This window comes from Micromonospora mangrovicola, assembly GCF_047200535.1.
Classification (GTDB): domain Bacteria; phylum Actinomycetota; class Actinomycetes; order Mycobacteriales; family Micromonosporaceae; genus Micromonospora.
Genome location: NZ_JBJZOG010000080.1, coordinates 1 through 20,577 on the forward strand (window position 1 = coordinate 1; position 20,577 = coordinate 20,577).

Below are 20,577 nucleotides of genomic sequence, written 5' to 3' on the forward strand. Positions count from 1 at the left end.
TACGGGCGCTACGGGCAGTACCCGGGCAAGTACGATCGCCTGTCGCTCTACGGTGACCCGGACACGGTTCTGGGTGCTGCGGCACCGGACCCGGCGGCGCTGTTCAAGGCACTCAAGATGGCGAACGCGACCGTTCGCGAGAACCCGGACGGCACGCTGCACTTCGAGTACGCCACGCAAGACAAGGATGGGTCAACCACTACGTCGGGTGACATCACTCGTGATGCCGACGGCCGGATTGGGAAGGTGGCACTCAACGGCACGTGGCAGTCGACGGCGAAGGGCCGGCTCGACACCGGCACCTACACCGCGACGCTCGAACTGTTCGACTACGGCGTCCAGGTGAAGGTGAACCTGCCAACCGACGTCGTCCCGGCCAAGTAGGTCTTTGCGGGACAGGGCACCGCTTGTGTCGCGCCCTGTCCCGCCGGATCCGCCCGATACGAGACGATCCACAGATCTTCGGAAGAGTTCTCGGTTCCAGTCCGCCCCAGAGGCTGGGGTCAGCAAGAAGTCAGCGAGACGCGCAACAACAACCGGTAGCCACTGACACAGGACAGCGCGATCTCCGATGACGACACCATCACCTGGCACTGATCGAGGAACATTCGCTGTGAGGTTCCCCCGGCAGCTTGGAGGCTTTCGATCGTGCTCTGATGGAGCTGACGGGGCTCATTCGTGGCAGCACCGAAGAAGTACCCCGATAAGCTGCGTGAACCTGCGGTGCGCTTGTATCGGAAGTCGGACCCGACACCGGTGATTCGCCGGCTGGCGCGGCAGTTGGCTGTCGACAGCCGTGGCGGAGCATGAGGGTTGGCACCTGGCACAGGAGCAGGCTCCCGTCGAGCAGTCAAGCGAGCAGCCAACCAGCGAGCATGCAAGGACGACGGCGGACCGGGACGCCATGTCCGGCTTGGGGACCAGCGCTCGGAGACTGACTCGTAATGCGTAGGTCGACGGTTCAATTCCGTCAGGCGGCTCGGTGAAGAAGCCAAGGTCTCAAACGACCGGCTTCGGCGTTTCCAAGGTTGACAACATCGCCGCCGACCGTGCCGGTCCGCATCCCACGCCGCGACCGCCTTGTCCAGCCGGTTGACGACCGCGTTTCGGTCGTGACCGAACAGGTCCGCGTACACGTCCAGCGTCATCGACGCCGAGGCGTGCCCGAGCATTCGCTGCACCGCTGTGGCGTTCGCCGCCGCGTCGGCCGCTCGCGCCGAGGAGAGCGTGGCCAGTGCCCGACGGGCCCGCTCCGCGCGCCCCGATGCCGTCCGGCGAATAGTCGGGTGGGCCGCCGTCGTGGCCGGTGATACCGGACCTGGTCGCTGCGACGCGTGGCAGTCGGGCGTGGTCGGCCACGTAGGCGTCGCAGACCCCCGGGTACGTCGGCGGCCGGCGCCCTCGCGTCGTCCCCCCGGTCAGGAATCCGGTTCGTCCGCCCCGGGCGTCGAGCGGCGGCGCGGCAGGCAGAGCTGGGCGGACAGCAGCCCGGCCGCGCCGACCAGGGTCCACAGCGCCCATGGGCCGATCGCGTACACGGCGCCGCCGATGAGCGGTCCGGTGCCCGTACCGATCGTGTACGCGGTGCCGTGCAGCCCCTGGTAGCGCCCGACCATCCGTGGCGGAGTCAGACTTCCCAGGTAGGCGTAGGCGACGGAGCTGGACATCATCTCGCCGAGCGTCCACATCAGCACTGTCGCCGACAGCAGGACCATGTGGGTCATGAATCCGGTCAGTGCGAGACCGACACCGACGAGCAGGTTGCCGACGGCCAGTACGTGCTCCGGCCGGTACCGGGCGACCGCGGCGGTGGTGGGCAGCTCCAGCACCAACACCAGCAGACCGTTGAGCCCGATGAGGAGACCGAAGTCGCGCGCGCTCAGACCCACGTCGCTGACGTGCAGGGGCAGGCCGACGGTGGACTGGATGTAGACGAACTCGGCGACCACGGTCATCAGCAGGAATCGCACCAGGGTGCGGTCGGCGAGCGCCTGCCGGTACCCGACCGCCTGGCTCGCGTGCGTGTCGGCGTCGTTCTGGTCGGAGCGCGGCTGGGGCGCATCCCGTAGCAGCACCGCCACGACCACGCCGAACAGCAGGCACGCGGCGGCGTTGCTCAGGAAGAGTTCCACGTAGGAGGTGCTGGCCAGCACGCCGCCGATGACGCCGCCCAGGGCGGCGCCGATGTTCATCGCGGCCCGGAACACGCCGAAGGCGGCGAGTCGTTGCTGGTTGGTCGTCACGGAGTCCAGCAGTACCGCGGCTGCGGCCGGCCGGTAGATCTGCGACGTCACGCCGATGAGGCCGACCACCGCGACGGTGATCGGGAACGGTCCGAGGGACGGCACGATCGCCGTCAGCCCGGAGGTGGTCACGGCGGACAGCACGATGGTCCACCGCCGGCCGATCCTGTCGGTGAGGTAGCCACCGACGGTGTTGCCGAGTACGTTGCCCAGACCGGACATGCCCAGCACGAACCCTGCGGCGCCGGCGGAGTAGCCGCGCCCGGTCAGGTAGAGCACGATGAACACGGGCAGGAAATTGCCGACCCGGTTGACCAGGATGCCGAGACTGATGATCCACACCCGGCCGGGCAGGGTGCGCAGCGCGTCGCGGAATCGTGGCTCGTCGGCGACCGACCGCTCCGGCGTCGTGGTGCTCACGCCGTGGGCTCGGTGCGTACGTGGATCGCCGCGGCCAGCCGCCGGCCGTGGGCGATCGCTTCGGTGACGGTGGCGCCGCGGGCGATGACGTGACCGACCTTGTCCTCGTTCCAGGTCAGCGGTGGCACCTCGTCGCCCGGCGCCACCTCCAACTGGAGGTCGACGAACGCCGGGTCCGCGCGCACGGCGTCGACGCCGCTCACCTCCACGACCCGTCCGGGCTCCGGCGTGAGGAACCGGACGGCCGCCCCGCCCCGAGGCTCCGGCGACGTGGCCAGCGGCTCCACCACGCCGAAACTGGCGCCCAGCGCGTAGCGCTCCATGTCGACGCCGTAGGCGATCTCGGTCAGTTCATTGATCCGGTCACCGCCGATGCGGTTGTGCGACTCGACGATCCGCGGGCCGCGCGAGGTCAGCTTGATCTCGGTGTGCCCTGGACCGTTGCGCAGCCCCACCGCGTCGAGGAAGTCCGTGACCAACCGCGTGACCTCGTGCAGCGTGTCGGCCGAGCAGCCGCTGGGCTGCGAATGCCCGATCTCGACGAAACCGGGGCCGCTGCACTCCTTGTCGGTCACCGCCACGACCACATGCCGCCCGTCGAAGGTCAGGGTCTCGATGCTGATCTCCGGGCCGTCCAGGAATTCCTCCATGAGGAACTCGTCGAAGGCTTCGGCACGGACCAGGTCCCTGGCGGTCCAACGCCCGTCGAGGGATCGGAACCGTTCGGCGACGACGTCCACGTCGGCTTGGTCGCGGATGCAGAACACCTTCAGGCTGCCCGATTCGGAGATCGGCTTGACGATGATCGGGAGCCCGTGCGCCTGAACGAACTCCCGAACGTCCTGCGCGGAACGGCCGACCGCGGAGGCCACCGGACTGATGCCCCTCGCGGCCAGATGCCGGCGCATCCGCCATTTGTCCAGCAGCAGTTCCACGGTGGCGACGGACTCGCCGCCGAGGCCGAGCGCCTCGTTGATCCGCGCCGTCGGCAGCAGCCCGAGCTCGAACAGCGACACGGCCGCCTGGAACGGGTACGCCTCGTGCAGCGCCCGCACCAGCGGCAGGAGCCGGTCGATGTCGCCGTAGTCGAGCAGCAGCGCCTGATCGACGTAGGGCCAGTGGCCGCGGTCGTACTCGTCCGGGAACTGGGCGTGAACCACGTCCAGGCCGAGTTCCCGGGCCTTGCGGACCTGCTTGAGCTTGCCGCCGACGACCAGGACGCGAGGCCGTCCGGTGGCGACCGCCGAGGAGCGGCGGCCGGTGGGTACGAGATCGTCGGACAACGTGGCTCCCTCTCTCACGTTTTGCTCCCGGCGGCTCGCCGGGAGTCGGGACGGACGTGACCTAGGCCACGGTCTGCTGGGCGAGCACGAGCAGCACGACCACCACCCATCGGGCGGGCGTGCAGGACCACGCCGTAGCCACGGGCGGCCAGCAATCCCGGGCGGGGCAGGTCGGCGAGGCGCACGGCGAGCGCGGCGCGCCACCGGCCGCCCGCTCCGGTGGGCGGAGCGGCGCCGGCGGGCGGGTCCGCGAGCTCCGTGGTGACCATGCGAGCAGCCTCGTCGAGCACGGTTGTGCGCAGTACTGTTTTAGCTCCAGCCGAATCTTGGAGGTCCGGTGCTCACGATCGAGTTCTCCGCGGGCGACGTCGCGCGGATCCGGATCGTCCTGTCGTGCCTGTGGGAGGTCGCGTCGAGCTTCCACGTGCTGCAGGGGCCCAGCGGCCATGCCGTGCAGCTGCCGTGGCTGCGCCGGGTCACCCCGCGGCTGGCCGCCGCCGGTCTCGGCCCGGGCGGCGACAGTCTGCTCGCCGGCCTCATCCCGCCGGGCCCGCGCTATATGCCGGACTTCCTGACCCCGCCGTCGTCCACGCTCAGCCCCGACATCGAGGCGGAGCTCGAGATCGTGCTGGCCACGCCGCCGGCGACGGTGCGCGCCGACCTCGACCAGCTGGAGGTCCCGTTCACCCCGGCCGTGCGGGCGATGTACGCCGATCCCGCCGCCGGGCTGGCCCGCCTCGCCGGGGAGATCCGGAGCTACTGGGACATCGCGCTCGCGGCCGACTGGCCGCGGATCCGTGCCCTGCTGGAGGCCGAGGTCTTCCACCGGGCCCGGCTGCTCGTCGAGGAGGGCGCGGCGGGCCTGCTCAACGGCCTGCACGACCGTATCGGCTGGGACGAGAGCACGCTGTCCATCGCGCAGAAGTGGTGCTCGGGCGGGACGGTGCTGTCCGGGGCCGGGCTGCTGCTGGTGCCGAGCGTCTTCGTCTGGCCCGCCGTGCGTACCGTCGCCTCGCCCGAGAACCCGCAGCTGGCGTACCCGCCGAGGGGCGTGGGGACGCTGTGGGAGGGCGCGGCCGGTGCGCCACCCGAGGCGTTGGCCGCCGTGATCGGCAAGTCGCGTGCTCAGCTGCTGGTCGAGCTGGAGTCACCGGCGTCCACCACCGAGCTGGCACGGCGCACCGGCATGTCTGCTGGCGGTGTCTCGCAGCACCTGGGAATGCTGCGCGCGGCCGGCCTCATCACCGCGCACCGGTCCGGGCACGCGGTGCTCAACGTGCGTACGCCTGCCGCGGAGACGCTACTGGCGGCGGCCGCATGACCGGTGCGCTTCCTTCCGGGTGACCCACGAGGGGGATTGATCTCGTCCCGCCCCGGCCTGGGGGCGACCTCCGGCCGGCACCGGCCGGCTCGGCCGGCCGTAGCGGTGGTATCGCCCGGTGACGTTGACGGGTCAGTTCGGGGCGGTCCGGCGGAGTTTCCCGAAGAAGGCCCTTATGTCGTTGACCAGGAGTGCTGGTTGTTCCATTGCCGCGAAGTGCCCGCCCCGGTCGTACTCCGTCCACTGCACGATGTGGTTTGTGCGGTCCGCGATGTGTCGCAGCGGAATGAAGTTGTCATGTGGGAAGACGGCCAGCGCGGTCGGGGCCGTCGACGGTTCGGGGGGCAGGCCCCGGTAGTCGGCGTGCGCCCGTTCGTAGTAGATGCGGGCGGATGAGCCGGCAGTGCCGGTCAGCCAGTAGAGCATCACGTTGGTCAGCATCTGGTCACGGTCGACGGCGTCCTCCGGGCGGCTCTCGGAGTCCGTCCACTCCTTGAACTTCTCGACGATCCAGGCCAGTTGGCCCACCGGTGAGTCGGTCAAGCCGTACGCCACCGTCTGTGGCCGCGTGGACTGGATGTCGGCGTATCCCTGACGCTCGCGGCTCCAGGCCTTGATGCGTTCCCAGGAGGCCAGCGTGCGCTGGCGCTCATTCGGGCTCAGAGCAGCCAACTCGTGTGGGTCGGGTTCCTGCGGCTGAAAGGAGTTGGGCAGCAGGTTGAGATGTACGCCGATGACCCGGTCGGATCGGGTTCGGCCGAGCTCTCGCGAGATGATCGCGCCCCAGTCGCCGCCCTGCACACCGTACCGTCCGTAGCCGAGACGTTCCATCAGCACGGCGAACGCGGCGGCCACCCGCTTGAACTCCCAACCTGTCTCGCTGGTCGGCCCGGACAGCGTGAATCCCGGGATGCTCGGAAGTACCAGGTGAAACGCGTCGGCCGGGTTGCCGCCGTGCGCACGGGGGTCAGTGAGTGGGCCGACCACCTCGGCGAACTCGACGATGGAGCCGGGCCAGCCGTGCGTCATGAGCATCGGGGTCGCGTCTGGTTCGGGTGACCGGAGGTGGGCGAAGTGAATGTTCGCGCCGTCGATCGTGGTGGTGAATTGTGGCCACCGGTTCAACCTGGCCTCTGCGACCCGCCAGTCGTACTCCTGACGCCAGTAGTGCACGAGCTCCTTGAGGTAGTCACGCGGGACGCCGTACGCCCATCCCACACCCGGCAGCTCGTCGGGCCAGCGGGCGCGGTCGAGACGTTCCTGCAGATCATCCAGGTCGCCCTGCGGAATATCGAGATGAAAGGAATGGATATCTTCGCTGGCCGTCCCTGTCGTCACTTCGCGTATGTTACGTCCAACCGACGGGGCCTTGCCCCGAGCATCGGCTTCCTCAGAACCCCCGGCCGCGCCGAGACCAGGCCGTTTCGCGGTCGCGCGGGCGGCCCATGCGACGAGCAGGCCCAGAACCAAGCCGCTCGGGATTCCGACCTCAAGCGTGCGCACCGGGCCGCACCCAGCCCGCAGGAGGTCGGCGGACCGCGGGGGCGACGTGGGATGTGGTACCCGCTACGCCGTGCGGGCGGTGCATCCGCGACTGCCGGGATCGACCACCCGTCGCGCCGGACCGGCGCTCATTCGAAGGAGTACCACGCATGTCCCGTCTCGCCCGTCGCGTAGCCGCGCTGATCTGTGTCATCGGCCTCGCCGCCGCTTCCGTACTGACCGCCGGGCCGGCCCAGGCCGGCACCGCCCCCAGTAGCGACTGCACCACCATCAGACAGCGCGGTCCGACGGTCCATGTCACCGACTTCAGCGGGCTCACCATCGCGTCGGTGAAGCAGTTCTACGGCACCTGCTCGGGGAGTCAACGCAACTGGTCGTACGTCTGGATCTGGGATCAGGCCTACACAACGTGGGACATCCATGTGCTGTCGACCGGCATCCGGGCGGAGACCTCCCCGGGTGAGTGGTCGGCGGACCTGGGCGAGAGGTCGGGCGGGTGGAACCAGCAGGAGGTCAAGTCCTACCCGACCAACACCGCGTACCAGTGCACGAAGGCATACGCGACGATCGACATCTATCACAAGGCCAGCGGTTACTACATGGGGTTCCGTGAGGGTGGGACCGCCCGGGTCTGCTGACGCCAACTATCCGGATCCCGGGCACCGCCCGGCGGTGCCCGGATCCGCTCCACTTGGCACAGGTGCCGCATCGCATGTTCGGCCGCTCCGGCAGCGCTGTTCCACCCCCGAGCCCGCGCCGAACGGGAACTTCCGTCGGTGCCGGTGGGGAGAAATGATCCGTAGCCCTAGGAGTTCCCAGGTAGTCGTTGGGCGAGTTCCCGGCGCAGGGTTCGGCGGTCGGGGCTCATCCGGTCAATCGGAATGGCCAGCTCGTACGGCTTGTGTCGCCCGAGCCCCGACCATTGATGAGCCTCGAGCGGAGGCCGGGTGCGCCGGGGGTCCACCGGCGTCACTTCCAGGCGCGGCTCCAACCATCCATGGACCCTCGCCCGGGCGACGTTGGACCAGTCGATCGCCAGCGTGCTGCCGTCAGGGCCGGTCACCTCCAGGGCCGTGTCTGTCAGCCGTAGGGGTAGCCGGGGTCGGTGCTTGCGGGACCACCGTGCCACAGCCCCGGAAGCGACGGCGACGGGACCGTAGAGCAGGACGAGTTCCCACCACCGGCGGTGCTGCAGCAGGCTGGCGGCGGTGACGACCGCGGCGGCGACGAGCAGAGCCACGACCATACTGACAACGCGTCGGCGAGGCGAGCGCCGGAACTCAACCACGGACGGCTCATCAACGGTGGCCACTGCCCCTTGCTTCCCGGCGGTGCCCATCGGGAAACCAGGCGGTCATCGCGGTCGGGGCCAGCGCCGAGCTCACCGTCTCCATGGCGCCTCAGCGCCGCATGACCCAGACGTCCACCGGCTCGGTGAGCGTGCGGACCACCTCCCAGCCGGCGCGGCGGTACATCTCGACGTTGCCCGGGCTGCTGGTCTCCAGCACCGCCGGCAGGCCGTCCGCCTCGGCGCGGCGCAGGCCGGCCCGCATGACGGCGTGTCCCCAGCGCCGGCCGGCGTGGTCGGGGTGGGTGCCCAGGACGCCGAGGTACCAGAACGGGGTGGTCGGCAGCGCCGCGTGTACGGCGTGCTCGTAGCCGCGAACCCTGGCCAGCGCGTCGCCTGGGAGTTGGGCGGCGAGGGCGTCGTCCGGCGCTCCGGCATCCGTGAGCGGCGGCTCCCAGATGGCCACCGACGCCCCACCCTCGACGGTCCAGATCGTCCGCCGGCGCACCCGCTTGTCGAAGAGGTGGCCGAAGAAGGCGGCGGCGTACCGCGGGTAGGTCGCCTCGTCGGGGAAGAGGTGCCGCAGCACGGGATCCCGGGCGAACGCGGCGACCAGCGAGGCGACGACCCGCGCCCGGTCCGCCGGCCCGGCCACGGTGATCCGCGGTGTGTCCACAGCGCCCGACGGTAGCGCGTTCCCCGGCGATGCTCGGCCCCCGTCCGACCAGCGGGTCGGCCATCCGCCGGATCACCACCGGTCGTACCAGACGAAGTGGGCCCGGCAGGCACGGCCTGGGCCGGCCCACCGGGCTCACTCCGGCAGGGAGAGGAACGGTCAGAGGTTGCGGGCAGGGTCGGCCGGATCAGCCGGGAAGGTGCGCGCCCGCTGCGCGGGCAGGTCGGTCGCCACGTACCCGGTGTCGGTCTCCGGAGCGGGCTCGTCGTCGGGATCCGCGCGGTGCTTGGCCACCGCGGTGGCGCCGGCCGCCGCCACGCCTGCGGCCGTCGCGCCCACCGCCACGGCCGTGCCGGAGACACCGGCCCGGCCGTCGTCGCCCACGGAGCCGGCGGCGTGCTCCACGCCGGGCGTGCCGAGGGTGCGCCCGTCGTCGACCGTGCCGCGCCAGGCGCCCGTCTCGGCGCCGCGGCTCTCGATGTACGACTTGAACTTCTCCAGGTCGGCCTCGGCCCGCTTCTCGACGAGGTGCAGCTTGTCGCCGGCCTTCTCGACCAGCCCCTCCGGCTCGTACTCGAGGGAGAGCCGGACCTGGGTGCGGTCGGCGCCGATCGGCTGGAAGTGGACCGCGCCCGCGTTGGTGGCGCCGCTGGTGGCCGCCCAGGCCACCTTCCGGTCCGGCACCTGCTCCAGGACCCTGGCGTCCCACTCGCGCCGCACGCCCGCGATCTCGGCCACCCAGTGCATCCGCCGGTCGTCGAGCTGGCGCACCTCCTGGACGCCGCCCATGAACCGGGGGAACTCCTCGAACTGGGTCCACTGGTTGTACGCGGTGCTGACCGGCACGTCGACTTCGATGGACTTCTCCACCTTGGTGGTCATCGATCCTCCTCGTCGTTCATTCGTCCGCACCTGGATCCGTACCCGAGGACATCCGACTCAACCGTGACGAAGGGCCCGCGACCGGACGTCCTCCGGTCGCGGGCCCGCACGCAGCTGTCATCCGCTCGGTGCCTCCCCCGCCAGCTCCGTGCCGAGCCGGCAGATCAGGCGGTGGTGCCGGAGTTGGCGGCCGCGCGGCCGGCGCCGCGGGGGCCCCGGCGTGGTCGGCGTACGACGGTTGCTGAGCCATCTGACCCTCCACTGTGAAGTTGCTGGAGGTTTCCTGATATCCCTGCCGTCACCTGCCGAAACATGACGATCGATCCCGTACGGGCGCGGGCGTCCGGGGGACGCGGCCGGTCAGGAGTAGAGGGACTTCAGGTAGTCCGGGCCGTAGTGCCGTTCCAGCTCGGCGAGGCTCTCCACCGGAGCCTCGACCTCCTTGATCAGCCGGGCCCGGGACGGCAGCACGTCCGGCCGCCAGGTCTCCGGCCGCCACAGCTCCGAGCGGAGGAACGCCTTCGCGCAGTGGTAGAAGATCTGCTCGATGGTCACCTCGACCGCCAGCACCGGGCGGTGCCCCTTGACCGTCAGGTCGTCGAACCACGGCGCGTCGCTGATCAGCCGGGCCCGGCCGTTGATCCGCAGCGTGTCGGTGCGCCCGGGGATCAAATAGATCAGCCCGACGTGCGGGTTGGCCAGGATGTTGCGGTAGCCGTCGGCCCGCCGGTTGCCGGGCCGCTCCGGGATGGCGATGGTCGTCTCGTCCAGCACCAGGGTGAAGCCGGGCGGGTCGCCCTTCGGCGACACGTCGCAGCTGCCGTCCGCGCCGGCCGTGGCGACCAGGCAGAACGGCGAGGCGGCCAGCCACTCCCGGTCCTGCGCGTGCAGCACGGTCCGTTCCTTGGCCAGCGCCCGCCGGCCCGGGGCGCCGAGCAGTTCGCGCAGCTCCACCTCGCTGGTGACCTCCGTCGTCACGTCTTCCTCCCCCGTCCGTTGACCATGACGGCGGTTCCGGCCCACGACCGGACCGGAGTCCGCCATCGTCAGCCTAGGAGAGCGCGTCGAACGCGAGGTTTGCCCCCGGAACCGGCGGGTACCGCGTCACTCGCAGCGCGCCCGGACGATGGAGGCGGAGATGGAGAGCCGGTTGAAGGTGCTCGGCCATCCGGTGCACCCGATGCTGGTGATGTTCCCGGTGGCGCTCCTGGCCACGGCCGTGATCTTCGACGTGGTCGACACGGTGGGCGGGCCGGACTTCCTGGGCGAGGTCGCGTACTGGAACATCACCGTCGGTCTGATCGGTGGGCTGCTGTCCGCGGCGGCCGGCACGGTCGACCTGCTCGCCCTGCCCGCCGGCACCCGCGCCAGGCGGGTCGGGCTCACCCACGCCGCCGCCAACGTCGCGGTGATCCTGCTCTTCGCCGCCGTCTGGGTGGTCCGCCTCAACGCCGACTCCCGGGCCGCCGGGGGCGCCCTGATCGCCATCGAGGTGGTCGCCGTGGCGATCCTCGGCATCAGCGCCTGGCTCGGCGGCGAGCTGGTGGACCGGCTCGGCGTCGGGGTCGACCCGGAGCACGACCTGAACGCCCCGAGCTCGCTGCGACCCCCCTCGACAAACCAGCGGATCGGAGACGTGCGATGACGGAACAGAGCGGCGGCCGGGGCTGGCGGTCGCGCCAGCAGGGCTGGGACCCGATGGGCGAACTCCAGTCGCTGCGGTCCGAGCTGAGCCGCCTGGTCGGCGGCCGCTCCGGCACCCCCGACGTGGAGCTGACCGAGGTCGCCGACGGCTGGGAGGTGATCGTCCGGCTGCCCGGCGTGGCACCGGAGGAGGTCGCCGTCGAGCTGGACGACCGGGAGCTGTGCGTACGGGCCCGCTCGGAGGCCGAGGTCAACGCCGACCAGGGCATCCCGGGTGGCTTCGAGACACGGGGCTTCGAGTACCGGGTGGACCTGCCGTCCCGGGTGGACCCGGACCGGATCGACGCGGTGATGGACCACGGCCTGCTCCGGGTGCGGCTGCCCCGGGCGATACGGCCCGCGCCGCGCACCATCACCGTCGGCCGCACCGGCCCGCGTGCCACCGCCGCCGAAGGTGCGCCGGCCCTGGCCGACCCGGCCGCCGACCGGGAGCTGCACCACCCGGACACCACGGCCGACGAGATCGACCGGCCGTAAGGGGTCCGGTGGCCACCTCGTCCGTGCTCGGCCCGGTCGGCGAGCGGGTACCCGACGTCTCGCGGATCGCCGTGCTGCGGGCGAACGCGCTCGGCGACTTCATCTTCGTCCTGCCGGCGCTGGAGGCGCTGCGGGCCGCGTACCCCGCCGCCGAGATCGTGCTGCTCGGCGCGCCGTGGCACGCGAAGCTCTGGCGCGACCGGCCCGGCCCGGTGGACCGGGTGCTGGTGGTGCCGCCCGCGCCGGGGATCCGCGACCCCGGGCCGGACGAGTCGCCGGCCGCGGTGGCCGACTTCCTGGCCGGGGCCCGGGCGGAACGCTTCGACCTGGCGTTGCAGCTGCACGGCGGTGGCGGCAACTCCAACCCGATCGTCGCCGGGCTGGGCGCGCGGGTCACCGCCGGCCTGCGCGCCGAGGACGCGCCGCCGCTGGACCGCTGGATCCGGTACGTCTACTACCAGCACGAGGTGATCCGCTACCTGGAGGCGGCGGCCCTGGTCGGGGCGCCAGCCACCACGATCATCCCGGCTCTCGCGGTCACCGTCGCCGACCGGGCCGAGGCCCGCGCGGTCCTCGGCGAGCCGACCCGCCCGCGGGTGGCGCTGCACCCGGGCGCGACCGACACCCGGCGGCGCTGGCCACCGGAGCGCTTCGCCGAGGTGGCCCGCGCCCTGGCCGGGGACGGGTACGAGGTGCTGGTCACCGGCACCCCGGCCGAGCAGGCGACGGTCGACGCGGTGGTGGCGGCGGCCGGCGTGCCGGTCCGCCCGCAGGTCGGCACGCTCAGCCTCGGCGGGCTGGCCGCCTGCTACGCGGACTGCGCGCTGGTGGTCTCCAACGACACCGGGCCGCTGCACCTGGCCGGCTCGGTCGGCACCCCGACGGTGGGCGTCTACTGGATCGGCAACCTGATCAACGGGGCGACGCCGCTGCGCGCCCGGCACCGGCCGATCGCCTCCTGGACCACCCGCTGCCCGGTCTGCGGCATCGACTGCACCCCCGGGATCTACCCGCACCGGCCCGGTGACGGCGACTGCCCGCACCGGGACTCGTTCGTGGCCGACGTGCCGGCGGTCGAGGTGGTGGAGGCGGCCCGGGAGCTGCTGGCCGGTTGACCGGTCAGGCCGGCTGCGGGGTGTCGGACGGCTGGTCGGCGACGACGACCTCCCACGCCTCCACCTCCCGCTCGGTCACCGTGGTCGGCGACTCCAGGTGGTAGGCCCCGCTGGGCAGCACCCCCGCGCCGCCGTGCCGGGCCAGCACCGCGAGCTGCGCGGCGACGTCCTCGCCCTGGTGGTTCTCGTGCACCCGCCGCCAGAACTCGAAGCCGCCCGAGTCGACCAGCTTGGCCCGGTCGTAGAGCACGCATCCGCCGACCCAGGCGACCTTGTACGCCCGCCAGGCCCCGGCCGGCAGGCGCAGCTTCTCGGTGACGTGCAGCAGGTTCGCCGCCGGGTGGATGGCGGCCCGCTCCCACTCCGGGGTGCCCGGGCGGACCCGCTCGGGCACCGGCGGGCCGTCCCACTCCTCGTAGTGGACATGGGTCTCGGGGCGTACGTCCTCGACGTAGGAGAGGCCGTGCACGGCGTTGCCGACGAACCCGCAGCCCAGCTCCCGGATCGCGGTGACCAGCCGGGACAGGGTGCCCGGTTCCAACCAGACGTCGTCGTCGAGGCAGAGCACGTACCGGGCCGCCGACCGGTCGAGCAGGTAGGCCCGGTGCTCGGCCAGCCCCCGCCGGGGCAGCCGCCGGGTCAGCAGCACCGGGTGACCCCGGTGGCGCAACGCCCGGACCATGGTCGCCGCCGCCGGGTGCGCGTACGCCGGCCCGTCGTCGGACTGGTCGCTCACCACCACCCCGAAGTCGGGCACGCCCTCCTGCGCGGCCAGCCCGGAGAGGGTGACCGCCAGCTCGGTCGGCCGGTTGCGCGTGGGGATCAGCACGTCGAGCTGCCGGGCCTGGCGGAACCGCTCCGGCGTGCCCGGGTCGAGCGGTCGGTTCACGCCGGCCTGCCCGTACCCTCACCGACGGTGGGGGTGACCGACTGCGCCCGGATCCGGTCGATGATCGCCGAGGTGGACCGGTCCGGCACGTAGCCGAGGGTGCGCACCTGCCCGCCGAGGCGGCGGACCAGGGGCGCCTCCGGCACCATTTCGGGCGGGTAGTCGCCGCCCTTGACGTAGACGTCCGGGCGGACCGCCTCGATCAGCCGTGCCGGGGAGTCCTCCTCGAAGACCACCACGTGGTCGACGCACGCCAGGGCGGCGAGCAGCGCGGCCCGGTCCTCGACCGGGTTGACCGGCCGGTCCGGCCCCTTGAGCCGGCGTACGCTGCCGTCCGAGTTGACCGCCACGACCAGCAGGTCGCCGAGCGCGCGGGCCTGGGTCAGGTAGCGGACGTGCCCGGGATGCAGCACGTCGAAACAGCCGTTGGTGAAGACGATGGAGCGTCCGGCCCGCCGGTGCTCAGCGACGATCGCGGTCAGCTCCTCGGCGCCGATCAGGGTGGGATGGTCGGCGTCCTCCGGCCCGGTGCCGAGCACGCCGAGCAGGTCCTCCCGCCGGCACACGCAGGTCCCGGTGTCGGAGACCGTGATGGTGGCGGCGAGCTGCGCGAGCTGGGCGGCGGTCGGCAGGCTCGCCGCCGCGGCCAGGGCCAGGGTCATCGCCGCCAGGTACGCGTCCCCGGCGCCCACCGCGTGGCTGGCCGGCACCGGCGTGCTGTGGCTGCGCCTCGGCTCGCCGTCGCCTCCGCCGACCACCGCCCCCTCGGTGTCCAGGGTCACCGCCACCACGTCCGCGCCGGTGTGCGCGCGCAGCTCCGCCAGGCGCGACTCGGCCAGCACCGCCCGGTCCACGCCCTCGCCGGCGGCGGCGCTCACGGTCACGCCGGTGCCGGTCACGGTGAGCCCGTCCCCGGTGAGCGCGACCCGCTCCTCGCCGGGGGTCGGCTCGCCCGTCGGTCCGGGGGCGGCGGCGCGACGGTCGACCGGCGGTGCGCCGGAGGTGGGATGCGGGGTGCCCGCGGCCCGCTCGCCGGCCCCGCCGGGCGCCGTCCCGACGACCAGCTCAGACGGCCCGTCGGTGGGGTCGCCCTGGTGGTCCAGGTGCAGGTCGCCGGCGGTGGTGCCGGGCCCGGCGGCGCGACCCCCGCCGTTGAAGCCGGCGGCCGCGCGGGCCAGCAGCCGGGTCGCCTCGGCGAAGCTCGGGGTCACCACGGTCGGGTTCAGGCCGCGCCAGTCGGCCAGGTCGTGCGCGTCGAGGGCCACGGTGGCGTAGCGGTCCCGGTTGGCGACCAGCCAGGCGCGGACCGCGCCGGGCAGCGCGCCCAGGCCGTAGTCGCAGACGACCAGGGTGAGCGGTTGCCCGTGCGCGGCGGCGTGCAGCTCCTCGGTGGCGCAGTGCAGCGCAGTGAGCAGCCGGGCCACCCCGTCGTCGTCGAGCGCGTCCTCCGGGTCGCCGGAGTCCTCCCGGAGCAGGATCTGGCTGCCGGCGAGCATCCGCCGCTTCACCGGTGTCGGCCGGCCGGGCTGGTTGACCGTACGGTCCCAGACGCCCGCGCGGTCCAGGCAGTCGTGCAGTTCGTCGCCGGCCACGTCGGCGCCGACCGGGGCCACCAGCACGGCCCGGCCGCCCAGGGCGGAGACGTTCACCGCCGTGTTCGCCGCGCCGCCGGCGGCGGAGATGCGGCGGCGCAGGGTGAGGACCGGTGCCGGCGCCTCCCGGCAGAGCCGCTCGGACTCCGCGAACCGCCACTCGTCCAGCATGGCGTCGCCCACGACCAGCACGGGACGTCCCTGCCAGTTCGTCACGACGGTGGCGAGCCGGCGCTCTTCCGCTGCTGCTCCTGCCATGTTTCCCCGGGTCCCCTTCGCCGGTCCGGCCAAACCTGCCCGGCTGAGGGCCGGGCCGCCCACCGCATCCGGTTTCGGCCCGCCGGCCCAGGGAACGGGATCGGTAACCCCGGAGAGGAGAAACCACCATGGCAGCGACACTGCAGGGCAAGCGGATCGCCTTCCTGGCCGCTGACGGCGTCGAGGAGGTCGAGTACACCCGGCCCCGCGCGGCGGTGGAGGACGCCGGTGCCCGGGTCGAGCTGGTCTCGTCGCGGCCCGGCTCGATCCGGTCCTTCAACCACCTGGACCAGAGCACGCAGTACCAGGTCGACGTGACGACGAAGCAGGCGGACGCCAGCGCGTACGACGCGCTGGTGCTGCCCGGCGGCGTGGCCAACCCGGATTTCCTGCGGACGGACCCGGAGGCGGTCCGGTTCGTGAAGTCGTTCTTCGACGCCGGCAAGCCGGTCGGGGTGATCTGTCACGGTCCGTGGACGCTGGTCGAGGCGGACGTGGTGCGGGGCCGTCGGATCACCTCCTGGCCGAGCCTGCGCACCGACCTCACCAACGCCGGCGCGGCCTGGGTCGACGAGCCCGTCGTGACCGACAACGGCCTGGTCAGCAGCCGCAAGCCGGACGACCTCCCGGCCTTCTGCTCGAAGATCGTCGAGGAGTTCGCGGAGGGGAAGCACTCCGCGCGCTGAGTCGCCCGACCTTCCTCCCCCGCCCGGGGGCATGATCGGCCCCGGGCGGGGGAGGAAGCGGAATGACTGCCCAGGCCCACGGTCGTCCCGCGCTGCACGCCCGCCAGATCCGCCTGCTGATGTTCGGTCTGATGACCGGGATGCTGTTGGCGGCGCTCGACCAGACCATCGTCGGTACGGCGTTGCCCACCATCGTCGGCGAGCTGGGCGGGATCAACCACTACTCGTGGGTGGTCACCGCGTACCTGCTGGCCTCGACCGCCTCCACCCCGCTGTACGGCAAGATGGCCGACCTGTACGGGCGCCGCCCCGTCTTCCTCTTCTCGATCGGCGCATTCCTGCTCGGGTCGCTGCTGGCCGGGCTGTCGCAGGACATGACCCAGCTGATCGTCACCCGGGGCGTGCAGGGCCTGGGCGCAGGTGGCCTGATGACGCTGGCGTTCACCATCATCTCGGACGTGGTCTCGCCCCGGGAGCGCGGTCGCTACCAGGGGCTCTTCGGCGCGGTCTTCGGGTTGGCCTCGGTGGCCGGCCCGCTGGTCGGCGGGTATTTCGCGGAGACGAACTGGCGCTGGATCTTCTACATCAACGTGCCGCTGGCCATCCTCGCCATCGTGGTCTGCTACCACGTCATGCGGCTCATCCCGTTCCAGCGGCGGGAGCACGCCGTCGACTGGCTCGGCGCGGCGCTGCTGGTGGCCGGGGTGAGCAGCCTGCTGCTGGCGTTGAGCTGGGGTGGCAACCAGTACGCCTGGGGCTCCGGCGTGATCATCGGGCTGTTCGTGGCCGGCGGAGTGCTGGGCACCCTCTTCGTCCTGCAGGAGGCCCGGGTACGCGAGCCGATCCTGCCGCTGCGGCTGTTCCGCAGCGCCACCTTCGCGCTGGCCAACTCGGCGGGCTTCGTGCTCGGTCTGGTGATGTTCGGGTCGATCATCTTCATCCCGCTCTATCTCCAGATCGTCAAGGGCGCCTCACCGACCCGGAGCGGTCTGCTGATGCTGCCGATGATGGCCGGCATCATCATCACCTCGATCCTCACGGGCCAGGCGATGAGCCGGATCGGGCGGTACAAGTGGTTCCCGGTGGCGGGCTCGGCGGTCCTGGTCGCCGGCATGCTGCTCTTCCGGCAGCTCCAGGTGGCCACGTCGCTCTGGGCGGCCTTCGGCTTCATGGTGGTGATCGGCGTCGGGCTGGGCCTGTGCATGCAGTCGCTGATCCTGGCCGTGCAGAACGCGGTGGATGCGCGTGACCTGGGCGCCGGCACCTCGTCCGCGACGTTCTTCCGCTCGCTGGGCGGCTCGTTCGGCGTGGCGATCCTCGGCGCGGTGCTCTCCTCCCGGCTCACCGGCCAGCTCGCCGACCGGCTGCCGGCCGCGCTCGCCCAGCTCCCGCCGCAGCAGCGGGCGGCGGTGGCGGCCAGCGGCGGCGCGGACATCTCGATCAACGACCCGAAGACGATCCTCGCCCTGCCCGGCCCGGTTCGCGCCGCCATCCAGGCCGCGTTCGTCGAGTCGCTGCACCTGGTCTTCCTGACCACCGGGCTGATCGCCATCCTCGCCGTGCTGGTCACCCTGGCGCTGCCGAACCGCGAGCTGCGCGGTGCGGGCCCGCAGGGTGCGACCGGCGGGGCGGACCCGCTCGGCGGCCGGGCCGCCGCCCCCGGTGGGAAGCCGCTGACCAGGGAGTCGAAGGAGGAGGCCGCCGCCGAGATGGAGGCGAAGTCCCAGACCATGCTGTGAGCCGGAGCCGGAGCCGGAGCCGGAGCCGGGGCCGGAGCCGGAGCCGGAGCCGGGGCCGGGGCCGGGGCCGGGGTGGCGGAGCCGGCACTCCGGGCTGGAGCGATATGCCTCTCGGGCATAAATATGCCTGAGCGGCATATCGCCTACCGGACGTCGACCTGGTGGCCGCGACCCGCCGACCCGCCGGCAGCTACTTGAGGATCAGCCGGTTGGTCTGCTCGAAGACGTCCAGGTCGGCGAGGGTCTCGATCACGCTGGAGGTGAGCGGGGCGGGCAGCTCCTCGGGGTGGAAGAAGCCGGCGTCGAGGGTCTCGTCGGTCACCCGGGCCAGCTCCCCGTCCCACTCCTCGACCCGGAACGCGGTGGTGAAGATCTGGTAGGTGTGGCCGTACATGTTGGTGTGGGTGCGGTCCGGGCCGGTGTAGAGCGCGAACGCGCTGACCCGCAGGGCGCGCAGCCCGGTCTCCTCACGTACCTCCCGGACGGCGCAGTCGGCGATCGACTCGCCCAGTTCCATCGCGCCGGCCGGCATCGCCCACTGGCCGTTGTCCGAGCGCTGGATCAGCAGCACCCGGGCGGCGTTGTCCCGGACCACCGCCCGGGCGCCGACGAACATCAGGGTGCGGTCACCGGCCAGGGCGCGCAGCTGCCCCACGTAGGATTCGGCCCACGAGATGCTCACCCGGACAATCTACGCAGAATCCCAGCCCAGGTCGGCCGTTCCGGGGCTTCCGGTGTGTGACCGGCGCCACTAGCTTGTTACCCATGCGTAGCACGATGATGGACGCCCCCCTCCAGGTCGCCCGGATCCTCGAACACGGCACCACCGTGCACGGCACGGCGGAGGTCGTCACCTGGACCGGCGCCGAGCCCCGCCGGATGTCGTACGCCGAGGTCGGCCGCGCGGCCGCCCGCCTTGCCCACGCGCTGCGCGACGAGTGCGGGGTGACGGGCGACGAGCGGGTCGCCACGTTCATGTGGAACAACAACGAACACCTGGTCGCATACTTCGCCGTGCCGAGCATGGGCGCGGTGCTGCACACCCTGAACATCCGGCTCTTCCCCGACCAGGTCGCCTACATCGCCAACCACGCCGAGGACCGGGTGGTGCTGGTCGACACCACGCTGATCCCGCTGCTGGCCAGGGTGATCGGCCAGATGACCACGGTGCGGCACGTGGTGGTGGTCGGCGGCGGGGACCCGGCGCCGCTGGTGGCGGCGGCCGGCGACCGGATCGCCGTACACCACTGGGACGCCCTGCTTGCCGACCGGCCGGACGTCTACGACTGGCCCGAGGTGGACGAGCGGGACGCCGCGGCCCTCTGCTACACCTCGGGCACGACCGGCAACCCCAAGGGGGTCGCCTACTCGCACCGCTCCATCTACCTGCACTCGCTCCAGGTCTGCATGCCGGAGAGCTTCGGCCTGGGACCCCACGTACGGGAACTCGCCATCGTGCCGATGTTCCACGCGATGTCCTGGGGCCTGCCGTACGCGGCGTTTCTCTCCGGCGCGTCGCTGATCATGCCGGACCGGTTCCTCCAGGCCGCCCCGATCGCCGAGATGATCGCCGCCGAACGGCCGACGCTGGCCGGCGCGGTGCCGACCATCTGGACCGACCTGCTCGGCTACCTCGACAGTCACGACGTGGACACCTCCTCGCTCACTGAGGTGATCGTCGGCGGCTCGGCCTGCCCGCCCGCGTTGATGCACGCGTTCCACGAGCGGCACGGGATCGAGGTCATCCACGCCTGGGGCATGACGGAGATGTCGCCGCTGGGCTCGGTCTCCCGGTCGCCGGCCGGGGTGACCGGCGACGAGGCCTGGCGCTACCGCTACACCCAGGGCCGGGTGCCCGCCGGGGTCGCGGCGCGCATCGTCGGCCCGCTCGGCGAGCCGCTGCCCGCGGACGGCACCTCCGTGGGCGAGTTGGAGGTCCGTGGGCCGTGGGTGACCGCCCGGTACGTCGGGGACGAGACGCCGGACGAGGAGAAGTTCCGGGACGGCTGGCTGCGGACCGGGGACGTCGGCACGCTCTCGCCGGACGGCTACATCACGCTGACCGACCGGGCCAAGGACGTGATCAAGTCGGGCGGGGAGTGGATCTCCTCGGTGGAACTGGAGAACGCCCTGATGGCGCACCCGGCGGTGCTGGAGGCGTGCGTGGTGGGCGTGCCGGACGAGCGCTGGGACGAGCGGCCGCTGGCCACTGTGGTGGTCCGGGAGGGCGCCTCGGTCGGCGCCGAGGAGCTGCGGGACTTCCTGGCCAAGTCGGTGGCGCGCTGGCAGTTGCCGGAGCGCTGGGCCTTCATCGACGCGGTCCCGAAGACCAGCGTCGGCAAGTTCGACAAGAAGGTGGTGCGCTCCCGGTACGCGGAGGGTGACCTCGAGGTGAGCGAACTGACCGCGCCGTAACACTTTCCGGCGTACCGTCGCCTGCACGGGTAGGGACAAGCTTTTAGGCATCCCTCCCCAGAGGGCGGCCCCGGCGTTCGCACCGC

The 20,577-nt window shown here is 72.0% G+C and carries 17 protein-coding genes and 1 pseudogene; 9 read left to right on the forward strand and 9 right to left on the reverse strand.

Features of this window, described 5'->3' with window-relative positions; translation table 11 throughout:
- Positions 1-384: hypothetical protein (locus tag ACL02O_RS25260; protein WP_412820643.1), on the forward strand; the 384-nt coding region annotated here is incomplete at its 5' end.
- A gap of 1,034 nt (positions 385-1,418) precedes the next feature.
- Here the strand turns inward: ACL02O_RS25260 and ACL02O_RS25265 are convergent.
- Together ACL02O_RS25265 and ACL02O_RS25270 are read right to left on the reverse strand one after the other, a co-directional pair.
- Complete coding sequence (locus ACL02O_RS25265) at positions 1,419-2,663, reverse strand: MFS transporter (RefSeq protein WP_412820644.1); 1,245 nt, start codon at positions 2,661-2,663, stop codon at positions 1,419-1,421.
- Positions 2,660-3,946, reverse strand: a complete 1,287-nt coding sequence (locus ACL02O_RS25270; RefSeq protein WP_412820645.1) for an ATP-grasp domain-containing protein — start codon at positions 3,944-3,946, stop codon at positions 2,660-2,662. The genes ACL02O_RS25265 and ACL02O_RS25270 overlap by 4 nt, the downstream gene beginning before the upstream one ends.
- 337 nt (positions 3,947-4,283) lie before the next feature.
- Here ACL02O_RS25270 and ACL02O_RS25275 point away from each other — a divergent pair, with 337 nt between their 5' ends.
- Complete coding sequence (locus ACL02O_RS25275; RefSeq protein WP_412820646.1) at positions 4,284-5,267, forward strand: ArsR/SmtB family transcription factor; 984 nt, start codon at positions 4,284-4,286, stop codon at positions 5,265-5,267.
- 132 nt (positions 5,268-5,399) lie between these two features.
- Here the strand turns inward: ACL02O_RS25275 and ACL02O_RS25280 are convergent, their stop codons facing one another.
- Positions 5,400-6,578 carry an epoxide hydrolase family protein gene (locus ACL02O_RS25280; RefSeq protein ID WP_412820669.1) on the reverse strand — a complete coding sequence of 393 codons (1,179 nt, stop codon included), beginning with the start codon at positions 6,576-6,578 and terminating at the stop codon, positions 5,400-5,402.
- A gap of 341 nt (positions 6,579-6,919) precedes the next feature.
- On the opposite strand from ACL02O_RS25280, the gene ACL02O_RS25285 reads away from it, so the two are divergent.
- The gene (locus ACL02O_RS25285) at positions 6,920-7,408 is read left to right on the forward strand and encodes a hypothetical protein (protein ID WP_412820647.1); all 489 of its coding nucleotides are present in this window, start codon (positions 6,920-6,922) and stop codon (positions 7,406-7,408) included.
- Positions 7,409-8,170: 762 nt separating this feature from the next.
- Here the strand turns inward: ACL02O_RS25285 and ACL02O_RS25290 are convergent.
- The 3 genes and pseudogenes from ACL02O_RS25290 to ACL02O_RS25300 all read right to left on the reverse strand — a co-directional run bounded on the left by ACL02O_RS25290 (position 8,171) and on the right by ACL02O_RS25300 (position 10,594).
- Positions 8,171-8,734, reverse strand: a complete 564-nt coding sequence (locus ACL02O_RS25290) for a GNAT family N-acetyltransferase (protein ID WP_412820648.1) — start codon at positions 8,732-8,734, stop codon at positions 8,171-8,173.
- A 432-nt stretch (positions 8,735-9,166) separates the two neighbouring features.
- Positions 9,167-9,616: pseudogene (locus tag ACL02O_RS25295) on the reverse strand (SRPBCC family protein); the annotation flags it as partial.
- Between the two features lie 360 nt (positions 9,617-9,976).
- Positions 9,977-10,594 carry a pyridoxamine 5'-phosphate oxidase family protein gene (locus ACL02O_RS25300; RefSeq protein WP_412820649.1) on the reverse strand — a complete coding sequence of 206 codons (618 nt, stop codon included), beginning with the start codon at positions 10,592-10,594 and terminating at the stop codon, positions 9,977-9,979.
- A 160-nt stretch (positions 10,595-10,754) separates the two neighbouring features.
- On the opposite strand from ACL02O_RS25300, the gene ACL02O_RS25305 reads away from it, so the two are divergent.
- The 3 genes from ACL02O_RS25305 to ACL02O_RS25315 are packed head-to-tail and all read left to right on the forward strand — an operon-like array spanning position 10,755 to position 12,912.
- Positions 10,755-11,261 (forward strand): DUF2231 domain-containing protein, encoded by a 507-nt coding sequence (locus tag ACL02O_RS25305; RefSeq protein WP_412820650.1) that lies wholly within the window; start codon positions 10,755-10,757, stop codon positions 11,259-11,261.
- Positions 11,258-11,797, forward strand: coding sequence for an Hsp20/alpha crystallin family protein (locus ACL02O_RS25310; protein ID WP_412820651.1), 540 nt, complete (start codon positions 11,258-11,260; stop codon positions 11,795-11,797). The genes ACL02O_RS25305 and ACL02O_RS25310 overlap by 4 nt, the downstream gene beginning before the upstream one ends.
- Positions 11,798-11,805: 8 nt before the next feature.
- Positions 11,806-12,912 (forward strand): glycosyltransferase family 9 protein, encoded by a 1,107-nt coding sequence (locus ACL02O_RS25315; RefSeq protein ID WP_412820652.1) that lies wholly within the window; start codon positions 11,806-11,808, stop codon positions 12,910-12,912.
- Positions 12,913-12,916: 4 nt separating this feature from the next.
- On the opposite strand, the gene ACL02O_RS25320 is transcribed toward ACL02O_RS25315, so the two are convergent.
- On the reverse strand, positions 12,917-13,801 hold the full coding sequence (locus tag ACL02O_RS25320; protein WP_412820653.1) for a glycosyltransferase family 2 protein: 885 nt from the start codon (positions 13,799-13,801) through the stop codon (positions 12,917-12,919).
- Positions 13,798-15,651: a D-glycero-beta-D-manno-heptose 1-phosphate adenylyltransferase gene (gene rfaE2 / locus ACL02O_RS25325; protein ID WP_412820654.1), complete on the reverse strand. Its 1,854-nt coding sequence runs from the start codon at positions 15,649-15,651 to the stop codon at positions 13,798-13,800. The genes ACL02O_RS25320 and rfaE2 overlap by 4 nt, the downstream gene beginning before the upstream one ends.
- A gap of 128 nt (positions 15,652-15,779) precedes the next feature.
- Here rfaE2 and ACL02O_RS25330 point away from each other — a divergent pair, with 128 nt between their 5' ends.
- Both ACL02O_RS25330 and ACL02O_RS25335 read left to right on the forward strand, forming a co-directional pair.
- Positions 15,780-16,337: a type 1 glutamine amidotransferase domain-containing protein gene (locus tag ACL02O_RS25330; RefSeq protein WP_412820655.1), complete on the forward strand. Its 558-nt coding sequence runs from the start codon at positions 15,780-15,782 to the stop codon at positions 16,335-16,337.
- Between the two features lie 62 nt (positions 16,338-16,399).
- Positions 16,400-18,076, forward strand: a complete 1,677-nt coding sequence (locus ACL02O_RS25335; RefSeq protein ID WP_412820656.1) for an MDR family MFS transporter — start codon at positions 16,400-16,402, stop codon at positions 18,074-18,076.
- Positions 18,077-18,266: 190 nt separating this feature from the next.
- On the opposite strand, the gene ACL02O_RS25340 is transcribed toward ACL02O_RS25335, so the two are convergent.
- On the reverse strand, positions 18,267-18,758 hold the full coding sequence (locus ACL02O_RS25340; protein ID WP_412820657.1) for an NUDIX domain-containing protein: 492 nt from the start codon (positions 18,756-18,758) through the stop codon (positions 18,267-18,269).
- 98 nt (positions 18,759-18,856) lie between these two features.
- Here ACL02O_RS25340 and ACL02O_RS25345 point away from each other — a divergent pair, with 98 nt between their 5' ends.
- Positions 18,857-20,491 carry a fatty acid--CoA ligase gene (locus tag ACL02O_RS25345; RefSeq protein ID WP_412820670.1) on the forward strand — a complete coding sequence of 545 codons (1,635 nt, stop codon included), beginning with the start codon at positions 18,857-18,859 and terminating at the stop codon, positions 20,489-20,491.
- The last annotated feature ends 86 nt before the right edge of the window (positions 20,492-20,577 follow it).

Bases quoted from the DNA above. Each gene is read 5' to 3' on its own strand.
- ACL02O_RS25285 (WP_412820647.1), top strand. From the start codon at position 6,920: ATGTCCCGTCTCGCCCGTCGCGTAGCCGCGCTGATCTGTGTCATCGGC.
- ACL02O_RS25305 (WP_412820650.1), top strand. From the start codon at position 10,755: ATGGAGAGCCGGTTGAAGGTGCTCGGCCATCCGGTGCACCCGATGCTG.
- ACL02O_RS25310 (WP_412820651.1), top strand. From the start codon at position 11,258: ATGACGGAACAGAGCGGCGGCCGGGGCTGGCGGTCGCGCCAGCAGGGC.
- rfaE2 (WP_412820654.1), bottom strand. From the start codon at position 15,651: ATGGCAGGAGCAGCAGCGGAAGAGCGCCGGCTCGCCACCGTCGTGACG.
- ACL02O_RS25330 (WP_412820655.1), top strand. From the start codon at position 15,780: ATGGCAGCGACACTGCAGGGCAAGCGGATCGCCTTCCTGGCCGCTGAC.
- ACL02O_RS25335 (WP_412820656.1), top strand. From the start codon at position 16,400: ATGACTGCCCAGGCCCACGGTCGTCCCGCGCTGCACGCCCGCCAGATC.
- ACL02O_RS25345 (WP_412820670.1), top strand. From the start codon at position 18,857: ATGGACGCCCCCCTCCAGGTCGCCCGGATCCTCGAACACGGCACCACC.